We start from the raw sequence: 20,840 nt of genomic DNA, 5'->3' as shown, positions 1-20,840 counted from the left end.
GCGAGGACCACAAGAAGTGGCGGCGCCTGCTCGACCCGATGTTCGCGCCGAAGCAAGTTGCGCGCCTGGAGGCGCAGGTGCGCGACCTGGCACGGGAACTCATCGACGGCTTCGCGCCCACTGGCAAGGCGGAACTGTACGAGGATTTCTGCACACCATTGCCGTGCCTGATCTTTCTGCGCCTCGTCGGCGCGCCCGTCGAGGATCTCGACTTCTTCCTCGAATTCAAGGAAGGCGTCGTTCATCCGAAGGGCGAAACCACCGAAGAGATCGACGCCGACATGGCCGCTGCAGGCGGCAAACTGATGGAGTACTTTGTCGGGTTTCTCGCCGAGAAACGCAAGAACGCCGACAGCGAGGACGACGTCATCGCCAACCTGATCAGGTCAGAAATCGACGGGCAGCCACTGGCAGAGTTGGACCTCGTCAACATCCTGTTCCTGTTCATGTTCGCGGGGCTCGACACCGTCACCTCATCCATGTCGTGCATCTTCGGCTGGCTGGGCCGGCACCCGGAGGAGCGCAAACGGCTCGCGCAGGACATGTCATTGATCACCGCGGCGGTCGAAGAACTGCTGCGATACGAGTCGCCCGTACCCTCCGGAATGCGATATCCCACAGAGGACATCGACCTCGGCGACGGCCTGGTGATCCGGGCGGGGGAGGACATCAATGCGTTCTGGGCCTCGGCCAACGTTGACCCGACCTTCTACGACGATGCGTTGACGGTCAAGCTCGACCGCGGGCGCAAAGATCACATGGTGTTCGCCACCGGTACCCACCGATGCCTTGGCTCCCATCTGGCACGGCTCGAGCTGCGATTGGCCGTCGAGGAGCTGCTCAAGCGGATCCCCGACTACACGGTCGATACCGCGGCACTGACGTACGACAACTGCGCGGTGCGGGCTGTGGAGAATCTGTGGATCTCGTTCCCGCCGAGTTCTACGAGATGATTGGAGGATGATGGACAAGGGCGAGCGTTACGACCCTCGGCTCTCGGAGTGGGTGCTGGCCATGGCCAGCGAACCACACCCGCAGCAGCACTACCACGACAAGGCGCGGGATGTGCGTGCCGAGCGTTCGCCGGACGGTGTCCTCTGGCTGTACCGACATAACGACATCGTGGCGATCAATCGTCACCCCGGAGTCACGGGCGCGGGCGGCCGCGGCGGCAGCTTCGGCAACGACAATCCGTTGATTCCGCTGGAGATCGACGGCGAGGAACACAAGAAATGGCGAAGGTTGCTCGATCCGCTGTTCGCGCCGAAACGTGTAGCGCTGCTGGAGAATTCGGTTCGTCAGTTGGCCAGAGAACTCGTCGACGAGTTCCTGCCCAAGGGCCAGGCCGAGTTGTACAACGACTTCTGTGTACCGCTTCCATGCCTGACGTTTCTGCGACTCGTCGGTGCTCCCGTCAGCGACCTGGACTTCTTCCTCGAGTTCAAAGATGGCGTCATCCATCCCCAAGGGGCCACGATGGAAGAGATGCAGGCCAACATGGCGATCGCCGCGGGAAAGATCTACGAGTACTTCGTCGGGTTCCTCGCCGAAAAGCGCAAGACGGCCGAACACGAGGACGACGTTATCGCCAGCCTCATCAAGTCCGAGGTCGATGGCGAGCCCATGCCGGACCTCAACTTGGTCAATATCTTGTTCTTGTTCATGTTCGCGGGACTCGACACCGTGACATCGTCGATGTCACTCGCTTTCGCATGGCTGGGGCAGCACCCGTCCGAACGCGACCGGCTCGTCAAAGACAAGTCTCTGATCCCGGCAGCCGTCGAGGAGATCATGCGCTTTGAGTCGCCGGTTCCGGAGGGCTTTCGGTATGCGGAGGAGGATATCGATCTCGGCGACGGCCTCGTGATCTTGGCCGGCGAGGTGGTTCACGCGAGTTGGGCTGCGGCCAACGTCGACCCCACCTTCTACGACGATCCACTCACGACGAACTTCGACCGTGCACGCAAGGACCACCTGGTCTTCGCGAGCGGCACCCACCGGTGCTTGGGGTCGCATCTCGCGCGTTTGGAAATGCGGCTGGCTCTAGAAGAGCTTCTCGACCGCATTCCCAATTACACGGTGGGGCCGGAGGATTCGCTGGTTTACGACAACGTAGCGGTGCGGATGGTCAAGCACCTGCCGATCACTTTCCCGGTGCCAGCGGTTGCAAGTAGTTGATCAAGGCCGATATCACCGTCGATGTGACACTCGCCTGCAATATTGAGCGGCCGCTTCGTATCGTCGCGACAATCTGCCCGCCCGAACCGGAGCGGCGACAATGGCGCTGTCGCACTGAGGGTCACGGCCACTGGTGAGCAGATGCAACAGTGCCCGATTTCGCCCTGAACTAGGCAGTTTCGCGTCTGCTCCCGGTTCGGCTTCGCCGGCACGGACTTGGCCAGCGCGTCGCGTCGTAGCACCGGCAACCGTTGGGCGAAAACGTCGCTGGGCTTGCTGAGCCGACGGTTCAGAGAAGTGCAGCCGCGAGCTGGCGCACTGATCGCGTGGGAACCCCTCGTCATCCGTGGTCACCACTTGCAGGCACACCCGGTCGCTGCGAACCTCGGCCTCTAGTGCCCTGCTCCGACCGGTGAGGTCGACCAGGACGCGGCGTTCATCGTTTCGGTCACGTTGGCGTGTGACCATTCCGGCGGCTTCCAGCCGTTTAACGACAGGCGTGATGGTGCCGGTATCCATATCCGGGCGCGCGCCCAATGCGCCCCACGGTCTGCGGCGCTCCGTCAACCAGCGCCAGGATGACGAGCTACTGGGAGACGTCAGGCCTGGCGGTTCGAGAATGGGTTTGTGGAAACGAATCATTCGGTTCGCCGCCCGTACAACGCGAACGACAGCTGCCGGCCCAACTCGTATCGCGAACCCCTTCTAGTGCGCTGTTTCACAGCGCGCTAGATACTAGTACTAGTACCTAGGCGGGCGCATCGTCTCTAGACCGTGAATCCGGCGACACCATTGCGAGGCGGTGGAACTACGTGGACGCGATTCCCGCGGTTCTCCGAGATATCGCGTCACGTCTCCGGTTACAGCCTCGGCCGGTTTTGCCGGAGTATGGATTTCACTTCGCGCGGTTCATACCGCTTGGACACCTGTGACGCGCTAGTCGAGGGGAAGCTGCTCCCCGACTGGACTGGTCGGGCTGAAAGTCACTGGCAACGTCGAATATCCGTTCACCTGACCGAGTGACGGATACCGTTGTGCCGCAGCAAGGTCAACCTTGAGATCCGGCAGCCGGCGCAGCGTGACCTTCAGAACTTCCTGAAACTGCACCCGGCCCAGATTCGAGCCGAGGCAGCGGTGTGCACCAAGCCCGAAGGCCTGATGACGGTTCGGCCAGCGCTCCAGATTGACCTCGTCGGGATTTTCGAACACCGAGTCGTCCTGGTTCGCCGAAGCCCACGACAGCAGCAACCGGTCACCGGGGCACAAGCGTTGGCCGCCAAGTTCGGTTTCGGTCGTCACCGTCCGGGCCAGCGCAGGTGCCGGCGACGCCCACCGGAGGAACTCCTCGGTGGCGCGCTTCAATAGCTCCGGCTCATCGATGAGCCGCTGCTTTTCCGCCGGATGCTCCGATAGCCAGGCGTACGCGTGAGAGAGCAGGCCAGTACTGGTGTCCACACCACCGATTAGCTGCAGGAAGCAGATCTTGAGGATTTCCTCCTCGGACAGCGGTTCATCATTGATCTTCGAGTCCAAAAGGAACGTCAGCAGGTCCTCAGCGGGCGTGTCGCGGCGCTTGCTCAGCTCCTCGGACAGCCGCCCGAGGACACGGAATATGCCCTCAATCGCGCGTTGATACATTTCAGAGCCCGGCACCGCCCAGGAAATCTCGTGAAAGGGAGTGGCAACATCCTCCCAGTCGGCCAGTGGTAGTCCGAGCAGCTTCATCGTGAGCATCGCCGGCGCGGGGCTGGCGAGGTCCTTGACGATGTCGCATTCGCCGGCTTCGCAGAATCGATCGATAAGAGCGTTGGAAACCTGCTCGATGAACGGGCGCCACTGCTCGGCCGCGCCTGGCGAGAACTTAGGATTCAACAACTCGCGGTATTCGTTGAACCGTGGCGGGTCGACCTCGAGTGGGATCAGCTGCATTGGGGGCGACGGGATGGCGGTTCCCTTGTACCCCTTGCGCTCGCCCATCAAGTCGTTGTCCGATGAGAAGGTGTGATCGTCCAGCGCGACCTTCTTCACGTCGTCGTAGCGGGACACCACCCAGTAGCCGCCGTGCGCCTCGGTCCACGCGACGGGGCATCTGGACCGGAGGTCCTTGGTGACTTCGCGCCAGTTGTCGGCGAATACGGCCGAATGATGATCGAAATCGACGGTCGGGCGTGCGGTCGGATTCTCGGTCTCAGTCATGTTCTCTCGATTCAGGTCACATCAGGTTGACGAAAACGTTTTTCGGCTGCGTGAATTCGCGGATCCCGTCGAATCCGCCCAGCCGTCCCCACCCGCTCTGCTTGACGCCACCGAACGGCACCGATGTGGGAATGCCAAGGAAGCCGTTAATCCAGATCAATCCGACGTCCAATTGCTGGGCCACCGCGTGGGCGCGCTTGAGGTTCGACGTCTGGACGTAGGCGGCCAACCCGAACGGCGAGTCGTTCGCGATCCGCACGGCCTCCTCCTCGGTGTCGAACGGAATCACCGCGACGACGGGGCCGAAGATCTCTTCTCGGGCCAGTGGTGAGGAGTTGTCGACGTCCGCGAACACGGTCGGTGCGATGAAGTAACCATCGGAGAGGTCACCGCCCAGTCGCTCGCCGCCGGCCACGACGCGCGCTCCGCTACTCCTGGCGGTGTCGATCACGCGCATGATGCGTTCTGCGGCACTGGCATTGATGACCGGTCCGAAGAAGGTCGAAGCAACCAGCGGGTCACCGACCTCGAGAGTCCCCAGCACCCCCTGCACCAAGGCCAGCACCTCTTCGTAGACCGGTCGTTCTACCAGTACCCGCGTACCGTTGATGCAGCCTTGACCGCTGCCCTGCATGCCAAGGATGGCCTGCATGGCGGCGTTGTTGAGGTCGGCGTCGGCGAAGATGATGTTCGCCGACTTCCCGCCGAGTTCCAGGCCCACTGGCTTGAGCACGTCCTTTGCCGTGTCAAGGATGTGTTTCGCGGTGGCGCCGCTGCCGGTGAAGTGGATCTTGTCGATGCCGGGGTGCGCGACCATCGCCTGGCCACCCTCGGGGCCGGCTGTCACCACGTTGAGCACGCCGGGCGGGAATCCGGCCTCCAGGAACAGCTCGCCGATACGGATCGCCGCGTAGGGCGCCAACTCCGGCGGCTTCAGCAGTACGCAGTTGCCCGCGGCAAGCGCGGGCGCCACAGTCATGCCCACGGCGTAGATGGGACCGTTCCACGGAATGATGATGCCCACAACGCCGTAAGGGTTGAGCGTCGCATAGTCGAGTGATGGTGTCGGCCAGGTCGGAATGACGTCGCCGACCACCTTGTCGGCCCACCCCGCGTAGTACGAGAAGGCGTCCGCCGCGTTCGAAGGGCCACCGGCAGCGGCGAACACCGGCATGCTGTTGTCGATCTGTGAGATCGCTATCAGTTCGTCTGCGTTCTCGCGGAAGACTTGTGCTGCGCGAAGCAGGAGCTCGCGGCGTTGGTCGGGGGAGGTCGCGCGCCATGCCGGCAACGCCGATTGCGCGGCCTGTACCGCAAGGTCGATCTCCCGAGCCCCCGCCAGCGTCACATTGGCGGTGGTCTTGCCGGTCGCGCCGTAGACATGGTCGAAAACCCCGCCGGAACTGTCTTCGATGCGCTGGTCTCCGATGAGAAGCGCTGGCTTCGGCAGCTTCTCAAGCGGTGGAGCGGTGATGGGCACTTGGTCTCCTGGGTGTGGCGTGGCTCTCGAATTCGGGCCGTAGGCCACGCTACCGCCAATCGAGGTTTCCTGACAAGAGCGTCGATTCTGTCCTGTCGGAATGACAAAAACCTGTGCGGGTGTTGCTGTGTGCGGCCGTGTCGGTCGCGGTTGCCCGCGCCTACGGCCCGGACATGTCAAAATCTGTGTATGCCCAGGACCTCCCCGCGGCCGCAGACGACTGTCCGACAGACCGGACCGGTGTCGGACATCGGTCGAAAAGGACTTCGGACCAAGATGCGCATCATGGTCGAGACAAAGCGCCTACTGCTGGAAAAAGGCTACGACGCCACCTCGATCAGCGATATCACCGAGGCCAGCGGCATTCGACGTGCATCGTTCTACACGTACTTCACCAGCAAGCAGGACGTGCTTCTCACCATCGGACACGATGCCGAGGAAGCTGGCATCGTCGCCGCCGAGGGTTTGCGGCAGATGGACCACGCGGCCACCATCGACGACGTTGCGGGCTGGGTGGAGGAGTACCTCGCCTTCTGGGACGAACACGGATCCTTCGTCCACGCCGCGTTCCAGGCCGCGTACGCTCACGCGGAACTACGGGAATGGAGCATTACTGCCGAGATGACCGGCGCCAAGATCTTGTCTCAAGCGCTGATCAAGCTCCGCGGCGGCAAGCGCCTGCCGGGTATCGATCCGATGGTGCAAGGGCTCGCAATACAGTCGATGATCGAACGCTTCTGGTACCACTGGCGCGTCGCGGGCGCTCCGGTGAAGGAAGCGGCAGTCTGCCGCAGTATCGCCCAGATCATTTGGGCAAGCGCGCACAGTGGTCCTGCGAACTGAGACGCTGCGAATTGTTTAGCCGCTAAGTAACGCGGGCGGAGGGGCCCGCCAGACGCTTTGCCGCGCAACCTCATGCATGGCGACGCGTGGTATCCGTGCCTTCTTGACAACAGCGTTGACTTTTGTTTGCCTCAGCCGAGGGCTACCTCGGGGGGTGAGGGGAATTGGTGTGGTGACAGGAACGAGCCGGAGCGACGTACGACCTGCACACCAGGGAGGACTTATCCCGACGGCCGCGATTGCGGCCAGTGGCATCGCGCTAATGGCCTTGGTGCTCTTTACGGCAGGGCGTAGCGGAGGCACTCTCGCTGATCCGGTGGGAGCACGCCTGTGGGCGATCGCCATGTGGGCAGTCGCTGTCGCGTTCCTGACCATCGGTGTCGTGCAATCGTTCCGCAAACGCAAGTTGAGCCGCGTCTTCCTAATGACGGTGGCATCCGCGTCGGCATTCTGGCAGGAAACCTATGGGGACTGGGGCAGCTATCTGCTCTACAGTCCGAGATTCGCCAGGTACGGATGGGGCGAAACTATCTGGACGTCGCCGGTGCGGTGCTGGTGGTTCATCGCTGGCTACGTTTTCTTCTACGTCAGCTTTTTTCTAGCGCTCGAGAAGGCGTTCTACGTCGTCAAGGATCGCTGGCCCAACTCCAATCCATACATGACGACGACGATCGTCTCGTTTCCGATGTTCTACCTCTTCGATCTAATCGTCGAAGGCGCCGCACACGGCTTCGGCTGGTGGCACTATCAGTTTGCCTTCGGCCCGACCATCGCCGTCGGTGACGGACACTTCCCACTTGTGTGGCCGATATTGGAGCAGGTGCCGTTCATGGCGCTGGTCGTATTCGCCGCCACCTGGCGAAATAGCAACGGCGAAGACATCTTCCAACTGCTGGCGCGCAAAGTGGTGAAGCGGCGGCCCGGACAGCTTGCGATCCTGGCGTCGTGGATCGTCACCCTGAACGTCACATTCCTGTTGACCACGATCCTGCCCTTGATGGCTTTGCGCTGGCTGGCGGGCCCGGCCAGTCTGACCATCCCATGAGTCAGCGTTGTTCGGGTCGGGAGCGTGTGTGCCGCCGCCGCTCGCGCCAGGCGAAGCCCGCGGGCTCCTGTCGGGTACAAACCAACTAGTGTGTCGATAAAGTGCCGACGTGAATGGAGTAGAGGATGACCTCAGACGGCGTCGGCGCCAGGATCCGAGTTGCACATGTTGGTACCGGACTCACGGGTCGGGAGGCATTGCGCGGGATACTCGCGAACGATCGCCTGGAGTTGACGGCCCTCTGGGTGTCGTCAGAGGAGAAGATCGGTCGCGACGCAGGCGAGCTCATCGGGGTCGACCCTGTCGGTGTCGCCGCTGTCGGGTCGTTCGACGAACTGCTGGCGACGACGCCCGACGTCGTGAGCTACTGTGCGAACGGGCTCGGTCGAGAAGTTGAGGTGGTCGCCGAGATCGCGCGGGCGCTGTCGGCCGGCGTCAACGTCATCACGATCTCGCTGTTGGGCCTGTTGTACCCGCCCGCTGCGCCCGAGAATTTGCGAAAGCCATTGGAGGAGGCTGCGGCTCAGGGTGGTTCGACATTCCTGTCGACGGGACTGGACCCCGGCTTCTCCAGCGACGTTCTGCCGCTTGCACTACTGACGATGTCGGATGAGGTCGAGCATGTGCTTGTGCAGGAGATCGGGATCTACGACCACTACGACGTCGAGCCGGTCATTCGAGACATCATGGGTTTCGGCCGCCCACCCACTTACGAAGCACCGATCACCGCCGGCGGTGCCTTCGAAGCCTTCTGGGGTCCGATGGTTCGTCAGCTGGCCGACCGCCTTGGCGTTGAACTGGACGAGCTGGTGGGGACGTCGGATAAGGCTGTACACGACGAGGATCTGAATACCTCGGTCGGCCTGATGGAGGCGGGCACCGTGGTCGCGCTGCGAGTCGCCTGTGAAGGCCGGGTGGCCGGACGCGCCGTGATCACCGCCGAGCACATCACGCGAATGGCTGCCGAAGTGGCGCCGGAATGGCCGACATTCGACGGTGTCGGTGAATCGAATTATCGTGTCACGATCACGGGCAACCCGAACATGCGGTGTGATCTCGACCTCGGGCGCGCCGGCGACGTGTGGGGATCGGTCAGCGGTACAGCGATGCGCCTGGTCAATCTAATCGGCGAGATGCCGAATGCGCGATCGGGTCTCATCTCCGCACTTGAGTTGCCGCTGGTTCCATCGCGCCACGTCGTCACGGCTCAAAGGGTGAGCCAATGAACAACCGCACCCGCGTCGTCATCTGGGGCCCCGGCCGTCTCGGCGGATTCGTGCTACGGGTGCTGCTGCAGCGACCAGAGGAGTTCGACGTGGTCGGAGTCTTCGCCTTCTCGCCCGAAAAGGAGGGGCGCGACATCGGGGAACTCGTCGGCCTGCCCCCGCACGGCGGTGTGACCGTCACCCGCGATCGCGATGAGATCGACCGGCTGGACGCTGATGTCGTGATCTTCACTCCGCTGGTGGCATTGGAGCCCACCCAAAGCCACGCGGACGCACTGCGACTGCTTGCCGGCGGGAAGAATCTCCTGCTCGCGCACGATTACTTTTATCCGGCAGGAATCAGCGACGGGTACGCGCGTGAAGTCGACGACGCCTGCCGGCGTGGAAACTCGTCGGTATTGGCTGTGGGTTCCTCTCCGGGATTCGTCGCCGAACGGTTGGCGACCACTTTGGCCGGTCATACGTTGGAGGTGGCCCACGTCGATGTCCTCGAGCGGATGGACTGCACCGACCTCGATGCGCACGTCTATCCGCTTCTGGGTTTCGGCGCGAAACCCGATGACTTCCCGCGCGATCAGATCATCGCGATGTTCGACCACATGTACCGGCAGACACCGCATGCCGTCGCCGCGCAGCTGGGGCAGCGGCTCGACAGGGTCGATGTGGATGCCCGCTTCGCCACGACCACCCGGGAGTTGACCGGGGCGAGCGCGCCGGTCCCGCCGGGAACGGTCGCGGGCACGGAGTTCTCCTGGACCGGGATCATTGACGAGGAGCCGTTCGTGACGGTCATCTGCCGGTGGGTGTGCGATTTGGAGATCGCCGGTTGGGAGGCCGACAACGACTGGATCATCACCGTGGAGGGCACGCCTTCACTGCAGATCCGGTATGCCCGGGGACTTTCGTTCGCCAACGGAATACGGCACGGCGGGCATGTCGACGATCCCGACGGTGAACACTGGATGGACTCGCAGTCCTGGACGTCGGTGGCGGCGTTCGTCAACGCCATTCCCGGCGTGATCGCGGCGCCACCAGGCCATTTGCTGGCCCCGGTGTTCGGCATCCCGCAGCATCGCCGAATCGGTTCGGGCTTGGCGATGCGCTGAGCGGACGACCACGCGCATACCACTATCGAAGGAAGGTTCACAGTGCCCAACCTGCTCGACGGCGTACGCGTGGTCGAATCGGCCGTGCTGCTCAATGGCGACACCGTGGGAATGCTGCTCGGTGACCTCGGCGCCGATGTCATCAAGGTCGAGTCACCCCCGGCCGGTGACTACCTGCGCTACTTTCTCGGCCAGATCGTCCCCGGCGTGAGCGTGCCGCACGCCCAGGTCAACAGAAACAAGCGCTCGGTGCTGCTCGACCTCACCGAGGACGCCGACCGGGACACATTCTGGCGACTGATCGACACCGCGGACATCTTCGTCGACGGCAACCGCCCCGGGGTCTGCGACAAGCTGGGGGTGGGTCCGGACGCGATGCGCGCCCGCAAACCGAGCCTTGTGTACGTGCAGCACACTGGTTTCGGTGCCACCGGCCCCTACGCCAGCATTCCGACCCACGGGATGCTGATGAACGCCCTCGTCGGTGCCCACGCCGTACAGCGCGGCGAGGACGGTCTGCTCGAGCGTGGTTCGTTCGAGGACGACGGAGCCAACCTCGGTGGTGAGGCGACGAGCGTGGGCGGCCTGCATGCCGCACTGCAGGCCGTGGCGGCGTTGCTTCGGGCCAGGGAAACCGGCGTAGGCGCCTACATCGATGTCGCGGGTTCGGATGCGACCGCCATGACGGCGTGGTTGCCGATAGTGTTGCAGCGCAACGCCGAGCGCATCACCGACCGCTCCGGTATGGCCGCCAGATCCGACGGTGAGATGACGGGTTCGCGCTACCAGTTCTACGAGACCGCGGATAACAGGGTTGTCCTGTTCGGTTGTATCGAGCAGCGCTTCTGGGACAAGTGGGCGGCGGCTGCAGGGCGCGACGACCTGATCGGCCGACAGGCCGACACGTCCAACGATTCGGTGGACTGGGGCGATGAGGCGGAGCGCCGTCTGGTTGCCGAGGTGATCGCCACGAAGACGTTGGACGAGTGGCTGAGACTGGCCGCCGAATACGGCTTCGCGCTCGGGGCGGCCCATCAGAGCGTCGACGAGGTCGCCGCCGATCCGCACATCGCCGGCCGCAACGTCTTCGTCGAGGGCCAACATCCGGTGGCGGGACCGATCTCGTACGTGGGATCGGCCGCAATCGTTGACGGCGAACCTTTTACGGTGCGTCGCCACGCACCGGCCCCGGGCGAACACACCGACGAGATCCTCGCGGAATTGGATATTGCCCGGTAACCGAATCAGCGGCCCGCCGCACCTATCGACGAGCCGCCGTCGACACTCCACACCTGACCGGTCACGTGCGTGCACGCGTCGCTGGCAAGAAATACGGCGACCTCGGCTATCTCCTCCGGGGCTGCGATGCGGCCGTCCGGAATCGCGGCGGCCACCTGCGCCCGCACGTCGTCGTCGGCCGTGCTCAGCAAGTCCGTGTCAGTGGCTCCCGGAGCGACGACATTCACCCGAATTCCTTTGTCTGCGTACTCGATCGCGGCGTGGCGAGCCATGGCGTGGGTCGCCGCCTTACTCATGCCGTACGCCGATGCTCGGGGTGCCGGACGAAGCGCGCCGAGGCTGCCGACGACGACTACGGCACCTCCTCCTGAGGCTGACATCAGTCGAATTCCCATTTGCAGACACAGGTATGTGCCGCGGATATTGGTGGCGATGATGGCGTCGAGGTCTCCGACGATGTCTCGTGCAGCATCGCATTCACTCCGATGGCGGAGTTGCAGATCAGGATGTCCAGCCCACCATTTTGCTGCGCGATGTTCTCAGCAAGATGCTCGACCGCTCGATGATCGGTGATGTCGCAGACGTGCGTCGCCATGGGAGAGCTCGCCAACGATGCGGTCTCGGCCAGCCGGGCAGCTGTGCGACCCACCACCGACACGTGAGCGCCATCGCGGGCCAGCTGCAGCGCGATCGCCCGTCCGATCCCCGCGCCACCGCCGATAACGACGGCAAACCGACCTGCCAATCGGTTGCCGGTCAACGCGGAACGCCGATCTCAGGAACCAGCGCGTGCAACTGCTCGAGCGTGCGCAGGTACGCGGCATGGTCGTCCAGCCTCAGTCGGGCGTCGTCCAGTACCGCCGGGTGAGTGTGAGCGATGCTGCGACCCTCCTCGATTGCTGCGACGAGGATCGATGCGGCCTGTTCGGGTGTGATCGCGTCCGCGAGCGCCGCGCGGGCATAGGCATTCGTCTGCGCGTGCTGCTCCAGTAGTGGCGTCCGCATTCCCTTGGGGCAGAACGCAGTAGTGGTGACGCCGGCCGCGCCGTAGGTCATGGCCAGCCATTCCACGGCCGCGAGTTGAGCGTGCTTCGTCATCGCATAGCCCATGGAGACCGGGTTGGTGGTCAGCGCGTTCGAGGACACGACGGCGACGAAATGTCCGCTGCCGCGCTTCAGCCAGCCGGGCAGTAATGCCCTGGCCGCCCACACTTGCGACATCGCATGCAGGTTCCACATGAGGGAGAAGGTGGCGTCGTCCGTGAACGGGTCACACGTTATCCCAGTGCCGGCGTTGGCAATCCACATGTCGACTCTGCCGAAACGGTCGACTGCGGCGTCGACTACGGCCCGGACACCGGACTCGCTACCCATGTCCGCAGCAATCCCGTAGCTGTCGTACTTAGCGGCAGTCAGGTGGGCTGCCTCCTCGTCGATGTCGGCGATCACGAGACCACCCGGCGCTTTCGCGCTGATCGTGCGCGCCAACGCGGCGCCCAGGCCAAGGCCGGCTCCGGTCACGACGACAACCCGTTCGCGAATGTCGATGATCAGTCCTCCGATGACTCGACAGATACTTGACAAGTATGTCGAATAATTCTTAGCGTGACGGACAATCGAAGAACGGGCAAGGGGCAATATGAGTGATTCATTCCGGGTCGACGGCAGGACGGCACTCGTCACAGGCGCCGCCCAGGGCATCGGCACCGAGATCGCGCGGGTTCTCCATGCGGCCGGTGCCCGGGTCGCAGTCGCCGACATCCAGGTAGAGGCCGGGCGCGCACTCGCGGGAGCTTTGGGCGAGCGCGCGATGTTTGTCGAGTTGGACGTCACGGATCCGGACAGCTGGGCTGCCGCGGTCTCGTCCGTCCGCCATACGCTGGGCTCGATCGATGTTCTGGTGAACAACGCGGGCACGTCGGGCCCATTCGCCGATGTCGCCGACATCAGCGTCGTGGACTACCTGAAGGTGATTGCCGTCGACCAGCACGGAGCGTTCTTCGGGATGCGGGCGGTGATCCCGCAGATGCTCCAAGCGGGCGGCGGATCGATCGTGAACATCTCGTCGGTGTGTGGCCTGTCCCATGCTCCTTTCACACCTAACGCGGCCTACACCACTGCCAAGTTCGCAGTCCGCGGTATGACCAAGGCGGCCGCGGTGCAATACGGCCCTAGAGGGATCAGGGTGAATTCCGTGCACCCGGGTGGGGTCTTGACCGACATGCTCGCGCAGGTGCTCCCTGAAGACGCTCGTAGCGTCATATCGGCGGGCGTTCCGATGAGCCGGATGGCCGATCCCGCCGAGGTGGCAAGGATGGTGTTGTTCCTCGCCTCCGAGGCGTCGTCGTATACGACCGGTTCCGAGCTGGTCGTCGACGGTGGCCTGACGGCGGTCTGAGCGCGGTCGCGCTTTCGACCAGCTACCGCGAATCGACGGTATTGTCGAAGAACGTACCTGGTCAGGTGTCGAGCGAAAGGAGGATACCCATGGGCAGCGACGACGGCCCGGCTCCCGAGCACGATCCACTCGCCGAGGAAATGGACCTCATCACCTTTCAGGAGGCCGACGCGCGGCTGCACCGCGAGCAGGTCCACACCAGAAACCTCATCGCACGGCTGATGGAGGCCGCGGATCTCGATCGAGAGGAGATCGAGGCTCAACAGACTAGATTGGCAGCGCTGGACCGGGTGCAGAATCGCTTACAGGGCCAGCGCACCCAACCGCCCCTGCAGAAGCGCTAGGTAACCCGGCCATCACGTTGGTGGCAGTCGGCTGATCGGGGGGAGTGCGCTGTGGCGTCGTCGAGTGTTGTAGAGCTCAAGCCAGGGCGCAAGGGCGGAGGCCCGCTCGGCGTTGGAGCCGAAGACCTGGCGGTAGGCCCACTCGGTTTGCAGGGTGCGGTTGAACCTCTCGACCTTGCCGTTTTGCCAGGGGCAATGGGGCTTGATGAACTTGTGCGCTGCTCCTAGGTGGGTGATGGCGAGAGCTACGTCGGTCGATCGGCGGTAACTGAAATGGTTGTCGGTTATCACTTGCTCGATACGGGAAATGCCATGTGCTGCAAAGTGATCAGCAGCTCGGGTGATGAAGGCCGCGCAGGTGGGACCTTTCTCGTCAGCCAGGATCTCCGAATACGCCAGCCGGCTGTGTTCATCGACCATCGAGTGCACGAAGTCATAGCCGATGCCACGGCCACGGACTTCTTCGCTGCGCCCATGAGCGCGCCATCCCCCGCCGTCGGGGATACGGCCGAGCTTTTTGACGTCGAAGTGAACCAATTCACCGGGGCGATCCCGCTCGTAGCGCACCGCCGTGGTCTTCGATGCCTTGATCAGCACGCCGGTCATCGGTTCGCAGTCGCGCAGATAGGGTTCGCCGTGCCGGCGCAGGATGCGGGCCACCGTGCGCGCGGGGATGCCCAGCTCGGGTCCCAGCCAGTCCTGACCCCGGCGATGAGTGCGGCGAGCCGCCACGACTTGCTGCTCAATTTCGGCGGCCGTGCGGCGCGGTGAACGGTGCGGACGCGAACAACGATCCTGCAGCCCAGACTCTCCCTCAGCGCCATGGCGGCTGATCCAGGTATGCACGCACTTACGCGAGATACCCATCGCGTCGGCGATCTGGGCTTGCTTCCACCCGTCGTTATGGCGCTGCACAATTAGCAGTCGACCGTGAAACGTTGTGCGGGCTTTACGGTGGGACACGAGAACCTCCGGGCGGTGATGGGCCTTAGACAAGCCACACCCCACTCGGAGGTTCTCCTCAGATCAAGCCGACACGCCAGCTACCAAGGTCCTGGCCGGGTACACCTAGCGCCCGCAAAGTGTGCTATTCGACGAAAGTGGATGCGATTCAGATCCTGACTAGCACCCAGGCTCGCCCGCGAGGTATAGCAAGCCCCGCGAGCTCACTTGGCCAGCCCCAACTGGCAGCCTATTTGGTAGTTCCCGCGACGACACTGCTGACGTCGGGAAGGTCCCCGTTGGGGGTGGCGTCAATGGCGTAGGCCTTGATGGCCGGCGGTCGCTCGCCGTTGGCTTCGGTATTATCGAGGCGATGCTGGATGCCAGCGGCTTTGGCTTCTTTGGTCACCGGGAAGTTGAAGACCCGCTCGGCGTTCTTGTGGGTGATTTTGTCGATCTGCTCCGGTGTGAGGTGCCCCAACGCCTTGGCGACCTCGGTCTGGCTGGACGGCCAGGTGGTCTCCGAGTGCGGGTAGTCCGACTCCCACAGGATGTTGTCGATGCCGATGCGATCGATGGAATCCTCACTAAGCCCGAATGATTCGTTGACGGCGCACACAGCGAACTGCCGATGGAAGATCTCCGACGGAGTGATATCCCCGAACGGCGCCCAGAAACGATGCTTGCCCCAGACGAAGTCGGCGCGTTCGAGCACGTAGGGGATGTAGCCGATACCGCCCTCGGTCAGCACGAACTGCGCGTTGGGGAAACGCCGGGGCAGCGTCCCGAACAACAGGTCGGTGATCGTCTCGATGCCCACCACCGCGGGCGCTGCGGTGATCGCCACACTGAAGTGCGAGTCCGGCGTGGGAATGGGGATGTGGCCGCTGGAACCCAGGTGCATCGAGCAGACCACACCGGTCTCCTCGAAGGCGTGGAAGACCGGATCCCAGTGGTCGGTATGCAACGAGGGCAGCTTGAGGTAGCCCGGGTTCTCCGGGAACGATACTGCGCGAGCCCCGCGCTCTGTGCACCGGCGCAGCTCGGCGGCCGCGAGCTCTGGGTCCCAAAGTTGCAGGATGATGGTGGGCACGAAGATGTCCGGGGCCGCGGCACACCATTCGTCCATCACGAAGTCGTTGTAGGCCCGCACGCACAGGTCGGCCAGCTCCTTGTCCTTCATCTCGAAGAACACCCGGCCTCCGAATCCCGGGAGTGACGGGAATAGAACGCTGCCCACGATGCCGTCGGCGCGGAAGTCGTCGGCTCGCGCGGCGGCGTCGTAGCACCCCGGGATCAGATCGGTGAAGCGAACCGGATCGGTACCCCAGTCCTCAGGGGCCTTACCTGCCACCGCATTGAGACCCATGGTGGCCGAACGCTGGTCCTCGTAAACCCAGAATTGGCGACCATCGGCCTCGATAACGTGCGGGCCCTTCTCTTGGAACTTCTTCGGCAGCCGCTTAGTCCACACGTCGGCTGGCTCGACGATGTGGTCGTCGACGCTGAACAATCTGAGCATCATTCCTCCGATAGCTGCGGCGGGCCGAATCTGGATGCCGCCTATTGAGGCGCGCGTCACAATGCGCTAGATTCGACAATACCGTCGACTTTGTGGTCAATGCAACGCTCACTTGGTCACGGGTGCCACGTGAACCTCCCACGAGTGCAGCGTGATTGACATTGCATGCCATCAAACCAGGAGGCGCGACGCACGTGACGACACCGGCAGTAGCCAGCGCCAAGGTTGTTAGTCTCGCAGGCGAACTTGCCGGTGGGTATTGCTGCCGACTGCTGGCGGACGGGGGAGCGCAGGTGCTGCGGGTGGAAGATCCCGCGGGCGATCCGCTGCGGAAGTGGTCTCATTCAGGCGTCACGATTTCTGATGGCGCGTTGTTCAAGTTCCTGGCTGCTGGCTCGTCGTCAGCGATCGTCACCGACCCGGCCGAGCTGACCGAGACCCTGCGAGCCGCTGACGCGATCGTGTGGTCACCGCACTCCGATATCGCCCGCAGCCTGCCGCCCGACACGCTTCGCGGGATCAACCCTCGCGCTGTCGTCACCGCGATCACCAACTTCGGGCTGAGCGGGCCATGGGTGGATCGACCGGCGACCGATCTCACGATGCAGGCGATGTCGGGCGGCCCCGGACAGCGCGGTACGCCAGAACGTCCCCCATTGATCGCCGGTGGCCGGCTTCCGGAATGGACGGCTGGAATGTTCGCGGCCGTGCATACCGCGGCCGCCTTGTTCGGCGGCGGAGCCGAACTTCTCGACGTGTCGATCCTCGAATCACTGATCCTGACCACCACCGTGCACCCGGTGTCGTGGTTCACGATCGCCGGCCGCCCCATGCGCCCGATCCGTGCCCGCAATCTGCCCGACGTCCACCCCACCAAGGACGGCTACGTCGGATTCATGGTGGTCACCGGCCAGCAGTGGCTGGACTTTTGCTCGTTGATCGACCGAAGCGACTGGATGGACGACGCGGAGCTCGGCATCATGGCGAATCGGTTCGTTCGCCGTCACGAGCTGATGGAGGCCATCGACGCGTGGTCCGTCGAACGCACCACGGCTGAGATCCTCGAACTCGCCGACTTGCTGCGGGTGCCCGCAGCCAACATCGGTACGGGAAAGTCGATCCCTCACCTGGAGCACCTAGTGGAGCGACGGTCCTTTGAGACCAATGCCTCGGGTGGTTTCCTACAGCCGGCCGTGCCCTGGCGGATACACGGGCAGACGGCACGGCCGCGTGGCAAGGCTCCCGAGCTTGGCTCAAACGGCCTGCCCGGATGGACCCCGGGAGAACTGCGACCCAAGCGGGACAAGCCCTTTGCGGGAATCCGCGTCGCTGACTTCACTGCCAATTGGGCCGGTCCCATCGTGGGACATCTGCTTGCGACGTTGGGTGCCGAGGTGATCCACGTCGAGGGCGGCAGGCGCCCGGATGCGATCAGAAGCAACACGTGCAAGCCGATGAGTGATCCTGACTGGCCAGAGTTTTCAGGCATTTTCGCGGGAACCAACACCGGCAAGCGGTCGGTCACCGTCGACATGGGGACCGAGGAAGGCCGCGCTCTGGCGCGGAGCTTGATCGGCACCTGTGACGTCGTCATCGAGAACTACAGCCCGCACGTCATGGAGTCCTGGGGCCTGGGCTGGGACGAGGTGCACCGGATCAACCCGACCGCGGTCATGGTGCGGATGCCCGCGTACGGCCTGGACGGGCCGTGGCGCGACCGTGGCGGCTACGCCCAGACAATGGAGATGACCTCCGGCATGGCGTGGTCCACCGGATGGCCTGATTCCACGCCGGAGATCCCCAACGGGCCCTGCGATCCCATCGCGGGAAGTCATGCCACCCTGGCGTTGATCCTGGCACTCGAGCACGCACTGGCTGCTGGTGAGGGCGTTATGGTCGAGGCGCCCATGATCTCGGCGGCGCTCAGCGTCGCGGCCAACGTGGTCATCGAGCAGAGCGCCTACGGCGTCGACTGCGTCCGGTCCGGCAACCGTTCGAATAGCGTTGCACTGCAGGGTATTTACCCCACCTCTGAGACGGACCGCGTCGGGCTGGGGGACAGACGCTGGGTGGGCCTGTCCGTTACCGATGACGATGAGTGGCGAGCACTGTATGTGCTCCTCGATCGGCCGGAGTGGGCCATGTGGGGCGAGGCTGAGCGTCGGGCACGTCACGACGAGGTTGACGCCGTTATCACGGCGTGGACGTCGAGTGCCACCGTGGACGCTGTCATCGAGGCGATGACGGCACGCGGTATTCCGGTTGGCGAGGTGGTACTCGGGCATCTGGTGCCCGAGCTCGAACAGCTCGAGCACCGTAGGTTCTTCGAGCAGGTGGAGCATCCCAAGACCGGGGTGAATACCCACGCCGGCATGCCCGTGCGGTGGTCATCCATCCCCGGAGCGGTGCAGGTAGGCCCCGCGCCGATGCTCGGCGAGCACGACGACGAGGTATGGCTGGGGCAGGTCGGTGTGACCGAGGAGGACTACCGACGCTTGCGTGAGGCGGGCGTCATCGGACGCTCAGACATCAAAGCCCTTGTCTGGTAACAGTACTCGCTAATGAAGTATGAACGGAAGGCAGTCAATGACTATCGACACACCAATTGAGACGTCGTCCGGAAGCGTCATATCACCGCCGTCGCGTACCGCCGCCTGGTTGCCTTGGATGGTCGTGGCAGTGTTGGCCGCGATCGTGGTCGGCACCCTGGTGCTCACTGACAACAGTGCCACGGTGGTCGCGCCGCCGTATCCTCATGATCATCTCGACAATCCGCATCTGCCGTGGTTGTGGGGGTACGGATTCCAGGCGATCTGGACGGCCATGTTCATCCTCTTCGCGATCCAGACGTTCCGCGCCAAGAAGATCTCCATGCCGGCGATGCTGTTCCTCGCGGGAACCACGATGTTCTGGATCGAGTGGCCGGCTGACTGGGGGTCTTACCTGGTCTACAACCGCGAATTCTGGACCTTCACTGGTTGGACCTCGACCTGGTACCAGACCTACACCAAGCCGGTGATTGCCATTTTCGGCTACGGAATCTTTTTCGCCGTCGAATGCGTCATCTTGCTCAAGCTGGTACCGAAAGTGTCCGCCCTCCTGCAGCGTGCTGTACCGAAGGCATCCCCGACGGTCCTGCTGGTGGTATCGGCCATGGCGGTGTTTTACGCAATCGATATCCTCGGCGAGCGGCTGATGACTGTTGCCGGCTGGTATTCCTATGTCGAGGCGGTCGGACCCAAGTGGGAATCCGCGCATGGGACACTGTCATTCGTCTGGCCGGCGATCCCGTTCATGCTGTTCGCCGTCTTCATCTCGCTCACCCTGCGCGAAGATTCCGATGGAAACTATCCGAACGAAAAGCTGTTCAAGGTCCATACGTTGACGCCGGGATGGCAACGGGAATCCGCCAGGCTGGCGGTGTGGATCATCACGATGAACATCGCGATCTTCATCGCCCAGCCATTGATCCTCTGCGTCGGTCGCGCGTTGTTCCTGCACGACAGCGTCTACGTGCCGTGACCAACACGCAGACCGCGCTGCCTCACGAGGGCCGTACTGCGCTGGTGACCGGGGCGGGTCGGGGCCTCGGGCGAGCGTCGGCCCTGCAGCTTGCATCCGAGGGTGCGGCGGTGATCCTGGTCGGCCGTGGCATGGACGCGCTAACTGCGGTGGCCGACGAGATCGATGCAGCGCGGGGACGATCCAAAGCTATTGCCGCCGATGTGTCCAGTGATTCCGACGTGGCACGGTTGGCCGCGGAGGTGGGTCGGGTGGACATATTGATCAATAACGCGGCTGCCGAAGAGCAGTATTCTCCAGTCGCAATGGCTGACATCGATTCGTGGAAAACGATTTTCGACGTCAACGTATTTGCTGCAGTAAGACTCATCAGCGCGTTTGCACCCGGCATGAGCGAGCGTGGCTTCGGCGTCATCATCAATATGAGCAGCATCGGTGGCAGTCAACCCGCGCCATTTCTGGCTACGTACGGTGCGAGTAAGGCCGCGCTGGACATGATCTCGCGCACGGCGGCCATGGAATTGGCCTCCAGCGGTGTGCGGGTCAACAGCATTGGATCCGGGATCACCGACATGGGAAAGACCTATGAGTTGCTCCCGCCCGGTCTGCTCGCCGACATTGGCAAGATCATCCCGGCAGGCAGGTTGGCCAGTGAACGGGATATCGCCGCCGCGGTGTCCTATCTGTGCAGTGACGGTGCGGCTTTCGTCAACGGCCACGTCCTCACCGTTGACGGTGCGATGACGGCGGGCCAGTGGTCGACAACCACGGTGATGGCGGGCTTCCTGGCCTAGGCGAC

Annotated in this window: 18 protein-coding genes and 1 pseudogene; 12 read left to right on the top strand and 7 right to left on the bottom strand. The window is 63.4% G+C overall.

What is annotated here, in order from left to right:
* Both A5692_RS04715 and A5692_RS04710 read left to right on the top strand, forming a co-directional pair.
* Positions 1-953: cytochrome P450 (locus tag A5692_RS04715; protein WP_068052703.1), on the top strand; the 953-nt coding region annotated here is incomplete at its 5' end.
* A 7-nt stretch (positions 954-960) separates the two neighbouring features.
* On the top strand, positions 961-2,178 hold the full coding sequence (locus A5692_RS04710) for a cytochrome P450 (RefSeq protein ID WP_369830259.1): 1,218 nt from the start codon (positions 961-963) through the stop codon (positions 2,176-2,178).
* 12 nt (positions 2,179-2,190) lie between these two features.
* Here the strand turns inward: A5692_RS04710 and A5692_RS27990 are convergent, their stop codons facing one another.
* The 3 genes from A5692_RS27990 to A5692_RS04700 all read right to left on the bottom strand — a co-directional run bounded on the left by A5692_RS27990 (position 2,191) and on the right by A5692_RS04700 (position 5,854).
* The gene (locus A5692_RS27990; protein WP_083169657.1) at positions 2,191-2,820 is read right to left on the bottom strand and encodes a MarR family transcriptional regulator; all 630 of its coding nucleotides are present in this window, start codon (positions 2,818-2,820) and stop codon (positions 2,191-2,193) included.
* 294 nt (positions 2,821-3,114) lie between these two features.
* The gene (locus tag A5692_RS04705; protein WP_068052700.1) at positions 3,115-4,374 is read right to left on the bottom strand and encodes a cytochrome P450; all 1,260 of its coding nucleotides are present in this window, start codon (positions 4,372-4,374) and stop codon (positions 3,115-3,117) included.
* Positions 4,375-4,390: 16 nt separating this feature from the next.
* Positions 4,391-5,854, bottom strand: coding sequence for an aldehyde dehydrogenase (locus A5692_RS04700; protein ID WP_068052697.1), 1,464 nt, complete (start codon positions 5,852-5,854; stop codon positions 4,391-4,393).
* A gap of 276 nt (positions 5,855-6,130) precedes the next feature.
* Between A5692_RS04700 and A5692_RS29385 the strand changes: the two genes are divergently transcribed.
* The 5 genes from A5692_RS29385 (at position 6,131) to A5692_RS04675 (ending at position 11,313) form a co-directional block, all read left to right on the top strand.
* On the top strand, positions 6,131-6,697 hold the full coding sequence (locus A5692_RS29385; RefSeq protein WP_068052694.1) for a TetR/AcrR family transcriptional regulator: 567 nt from the start codon (positions 6,131-6,133) through the stop codon (positions 6,695-6,697).
* Positions 6,698-6,959: 262 nt separating this feature from the next.
* On the top strand, positions 6,960-7,742 hold the full coding sequence (locus A5692_RS04690; protein ID WP_197514354.1) for a spirocyclase AveC family protein: 783 nt from the start codon (positions 6,960-6,962) through the stop codon (positions 7,740-7,742).
* A 125-nt stretch (positions 7,743-7,867) separates the two neighbouring features.
* Positions 7,868-8,968 (top strand): hypothetical protein, encoded by a 1,101-nt coding sequence (locus A5692_RS04685; protein WP_156764328.1) that lies wholly within the window; start codon positions 7,868-7,870, stop codon positions 8,966-8,968.
* Complete coding sequence (locus A5692_RS04680) at positions 8,965-10,074, top strand: hypothetical protein (RefSeq protein WP_067920482.1); 1,110 nt, start codon at positions 8,965-8,967, stop codon at positions 10,072-10,074. The genes A5692_RS04685 and A5692_RS04680 overlap by 4 nt, the downstream gene beginning before the upstream one ends.
* A 42-nt stretch (positions 10,075-10,116) precedes the next feature.
* Entirely contained in the window at positions 10,117-11,313 is a 1,197-nt protein-coding gene (locus A5692_RS04675) for a CaiB/BaiF CoA-transferase family protein (protein WP_067920480.1), read from the top strand.
* 5 nt (positions 11,314-11,318) lie between these two features.
* Here the strand turns inward: A5692_RS04675 and A5692_RS29695 are convergent.
* Positions 11,319-12,058, bottom strand: a pseudogene (locus tag A5692_RS29695) (SDR family NAD(P)-dependent oxidoreductase).
* 11 nt (positions 12,059-12,069) lie between these two features.
* A complete protein-coding gene (locus A5692_RS04660) occupies positions 12,070-12,834 on the bottom strand; it encodes an SDR family oxidoreductase (RefSeq protein ID WP_158086196.1) in 765 nt (254 codons plus the stop codon).
* Between the two features lie 118 nt (positions 12,835-12,952).
* Between A5692_RS04660 and A5692_RS04655 the strand changes: the two genes are divergently transcribed.
* Together A5692_RS04655 and A5692_RS04650 are read left to right on the top strand one after the other, a co-directional pair.
* Positions 12,953-13,711 (top strand): SDR family NAD(P)-dependent oxidoreductase, encoded by a 759-nt coding sequence (locus A5692_RS04655; protein WP_067920476.1) that lies wholly within the window; start codon positions 12,953-12,955, stop codon positions 13,709-13,711.
* An 89-nt stretch (positions 13,712-13,800) separates the two neighbouring features.
* Positions 13,801-14,055: a hypothetical protein gene (locus A5692_RS04650; protein WP_156764327.1), complete on the top strand. Its 255-nt coding sequence runs from the start codon at positions 13,801-13,803 to the stop codon at positions 14,053-14,055.
* A 12-nt stretch (positions 14,056-14,067) separates the two neighbouring features.
* Here A5692_RS04650 and A5692_RS04645 read toward each other — a convergent pair whose 3' ends face one another.
* Together A5692_RS04645 and A5692_RS04640 are read right to left on the bottom strand one after the other, a co-directional pair.
* Complete coding sequence (locus tag A5692_RS04645; protein WP_082962360.1) at positions 14,068-15,018, bottom strand: IS481 family transposase; 951 nt, start codon at positions 15,016-15,018, stop codon at positions 14,068-14,070.
* A gap of 229 nt (positions 15,019-15,247) precedes the next feature.
* Positions 15,248-16,519 carry an amidohydrolase family protein gene (locus tag A5692_RS04640; RefSeq protein WP_231984191.1) on the bottom strand — a complete coding sequence of 424 codons (1,272 nt, stop codon included), beginning with the start codon at positions 16,517-16,519 and terminating at the stop codon, positions 15,248-15,250.
* Positions 16,520-16,713: 194 nt separating this feature from the next.
* On the opposite strand from A5692_RS04640, the gene A5692_RS04635 reads away from it, so the two are divergent.
* The 3 genes from A5692_RS04635 to A5692_RS29370 are packed head-to-tail and all read left to right on the top strand — an operon-like array spanning position 16,714 to position 20,835.
* Positions 16,714-19,068, top strand: coding sequence for a CoA transferase (locus tag A5692_RS04635; RefSeq protein ID WP_067920468.1), 2,355 nt, complete (start codon positions 16,714-16,716; stop codon positions 19,066-19,068).
* 37 nt (positions 19,069-19,105) lie between these two features.
* Positions 19,106-20,041, top strand: coding sequence for a hypothetical protein (locus A5692_RS29375; RefSeq protein ID WP_197509141.1), 936 nt, complete (start codon positions 19,106-19,108; stop codon positions 20,039-20,041).
* A complete protein-coding gene (locus A5692_RS29370; protein ID WP_197509140.1) occupies positions 20,038-20,835 on the top strand; it encodes an SDR family NAD(P)-dependent oxidoreductase in 798 nt (265 codons plus the stop codon). Before A5692_RS29375 ends, A5692_RS29370 begins: the two co-directional genes overlap by 4 nt.
* The last annotated feature ends 5 nt before the right edge of the window (positions 20,836-20,840 follow it).

The sequence above is a fragment of the Mycobacterium sp. E342 genome (genome assembly GCF_001667665.1).
Lineage (GTDB): Bacteria > Actinomycetota > Actinomycetes > Mycobacteriales > Mycobacteriaceae > Mycobacterium.
This window is presented reverse-complemented; position numbering and strand designations above follow the sequence as displayed.

Excerpts from the sequence above, each read along its gene's own strand:
- A5692_RS04710 (WP_369830259.1), top strand. The coding sequence starts at position 961 with ATGATGGACAAGGGCGAGCGTTACGACCCTCGGCTCTCGGAGTGGGTG.
- A5692_RS27990 (WP_083169657.1), bottom strand. The coding sequence starts at position 2,820 with ATGATTCGTTTCCACAAACCCATTCTCGAACCGCCAGGCCTGACGTCT.
- A5692_RS04705 (WP_068052700.1), bottom strand. The coding sequence starts at position 4,374 with ATGACTGAGACCGAGAATCCGACCGCACGCCCGACCGTCGATTTCGAT.
- A5692_RS29385 (WP_068052694.1), top strand. The coding sequence starts at position 6,131 with ATGCGCATCATGGTCGAGACAAAGCGCCTACTGCTGGAAAAAGGCTAC.
- A5692_RS04690 (WP_197514354.1), top strand. The coding sequence starts at position 6,960 with ATGGCCTTGGTGCTCTTTACGGCAGGGCGTAGCGGAGGCACTCTCGCT.
- A5692_RS04685 (WP_156764328.1), top strand. The coding sequence starts at position 7,868 with ATGACCTCAGACGGCGTCGGCGCCAGGATCCGAGTTGCACATGTTGGT.
- A5692_RS04680 (WP_067920482.1), top strand. The coding sequence starts at position 8,965 with ATGAACAACCGCACCCGCGTCGTCATCTGGGGCCCCGGCCGTCTCGGC.
- A5692_RS04655 (WP_067920476.1), top strand. The coding sequence starts at position 12,953 with ATGAGTGATTCATTCCGGGTCGACGGCAGGACGGCACTCGTCACAGGC.
- A5692_RS04650 (WP_156764327.1), top strand. The coding sequence starts at position 13,801 with ATGGGCAGCGACGACGGCCCGGCTCCCGAGCACGATCCACTCGCCGAG.
- A5692_RS04640 (WP_231984191.1), bottom strand. The coding sequence starts at position 16,519 with ATGCTCAGATTGTTCAGCGTCGACGACCACATCGTCGAGCCAGCCGAC.
- A5692_RS29375 (WP_197509141.1), top strand. The coding sequence starts at position 19,106 with ATGACTATCGACACACCAATTGAGACGTCGTCCGGAAGCGTCATATCA.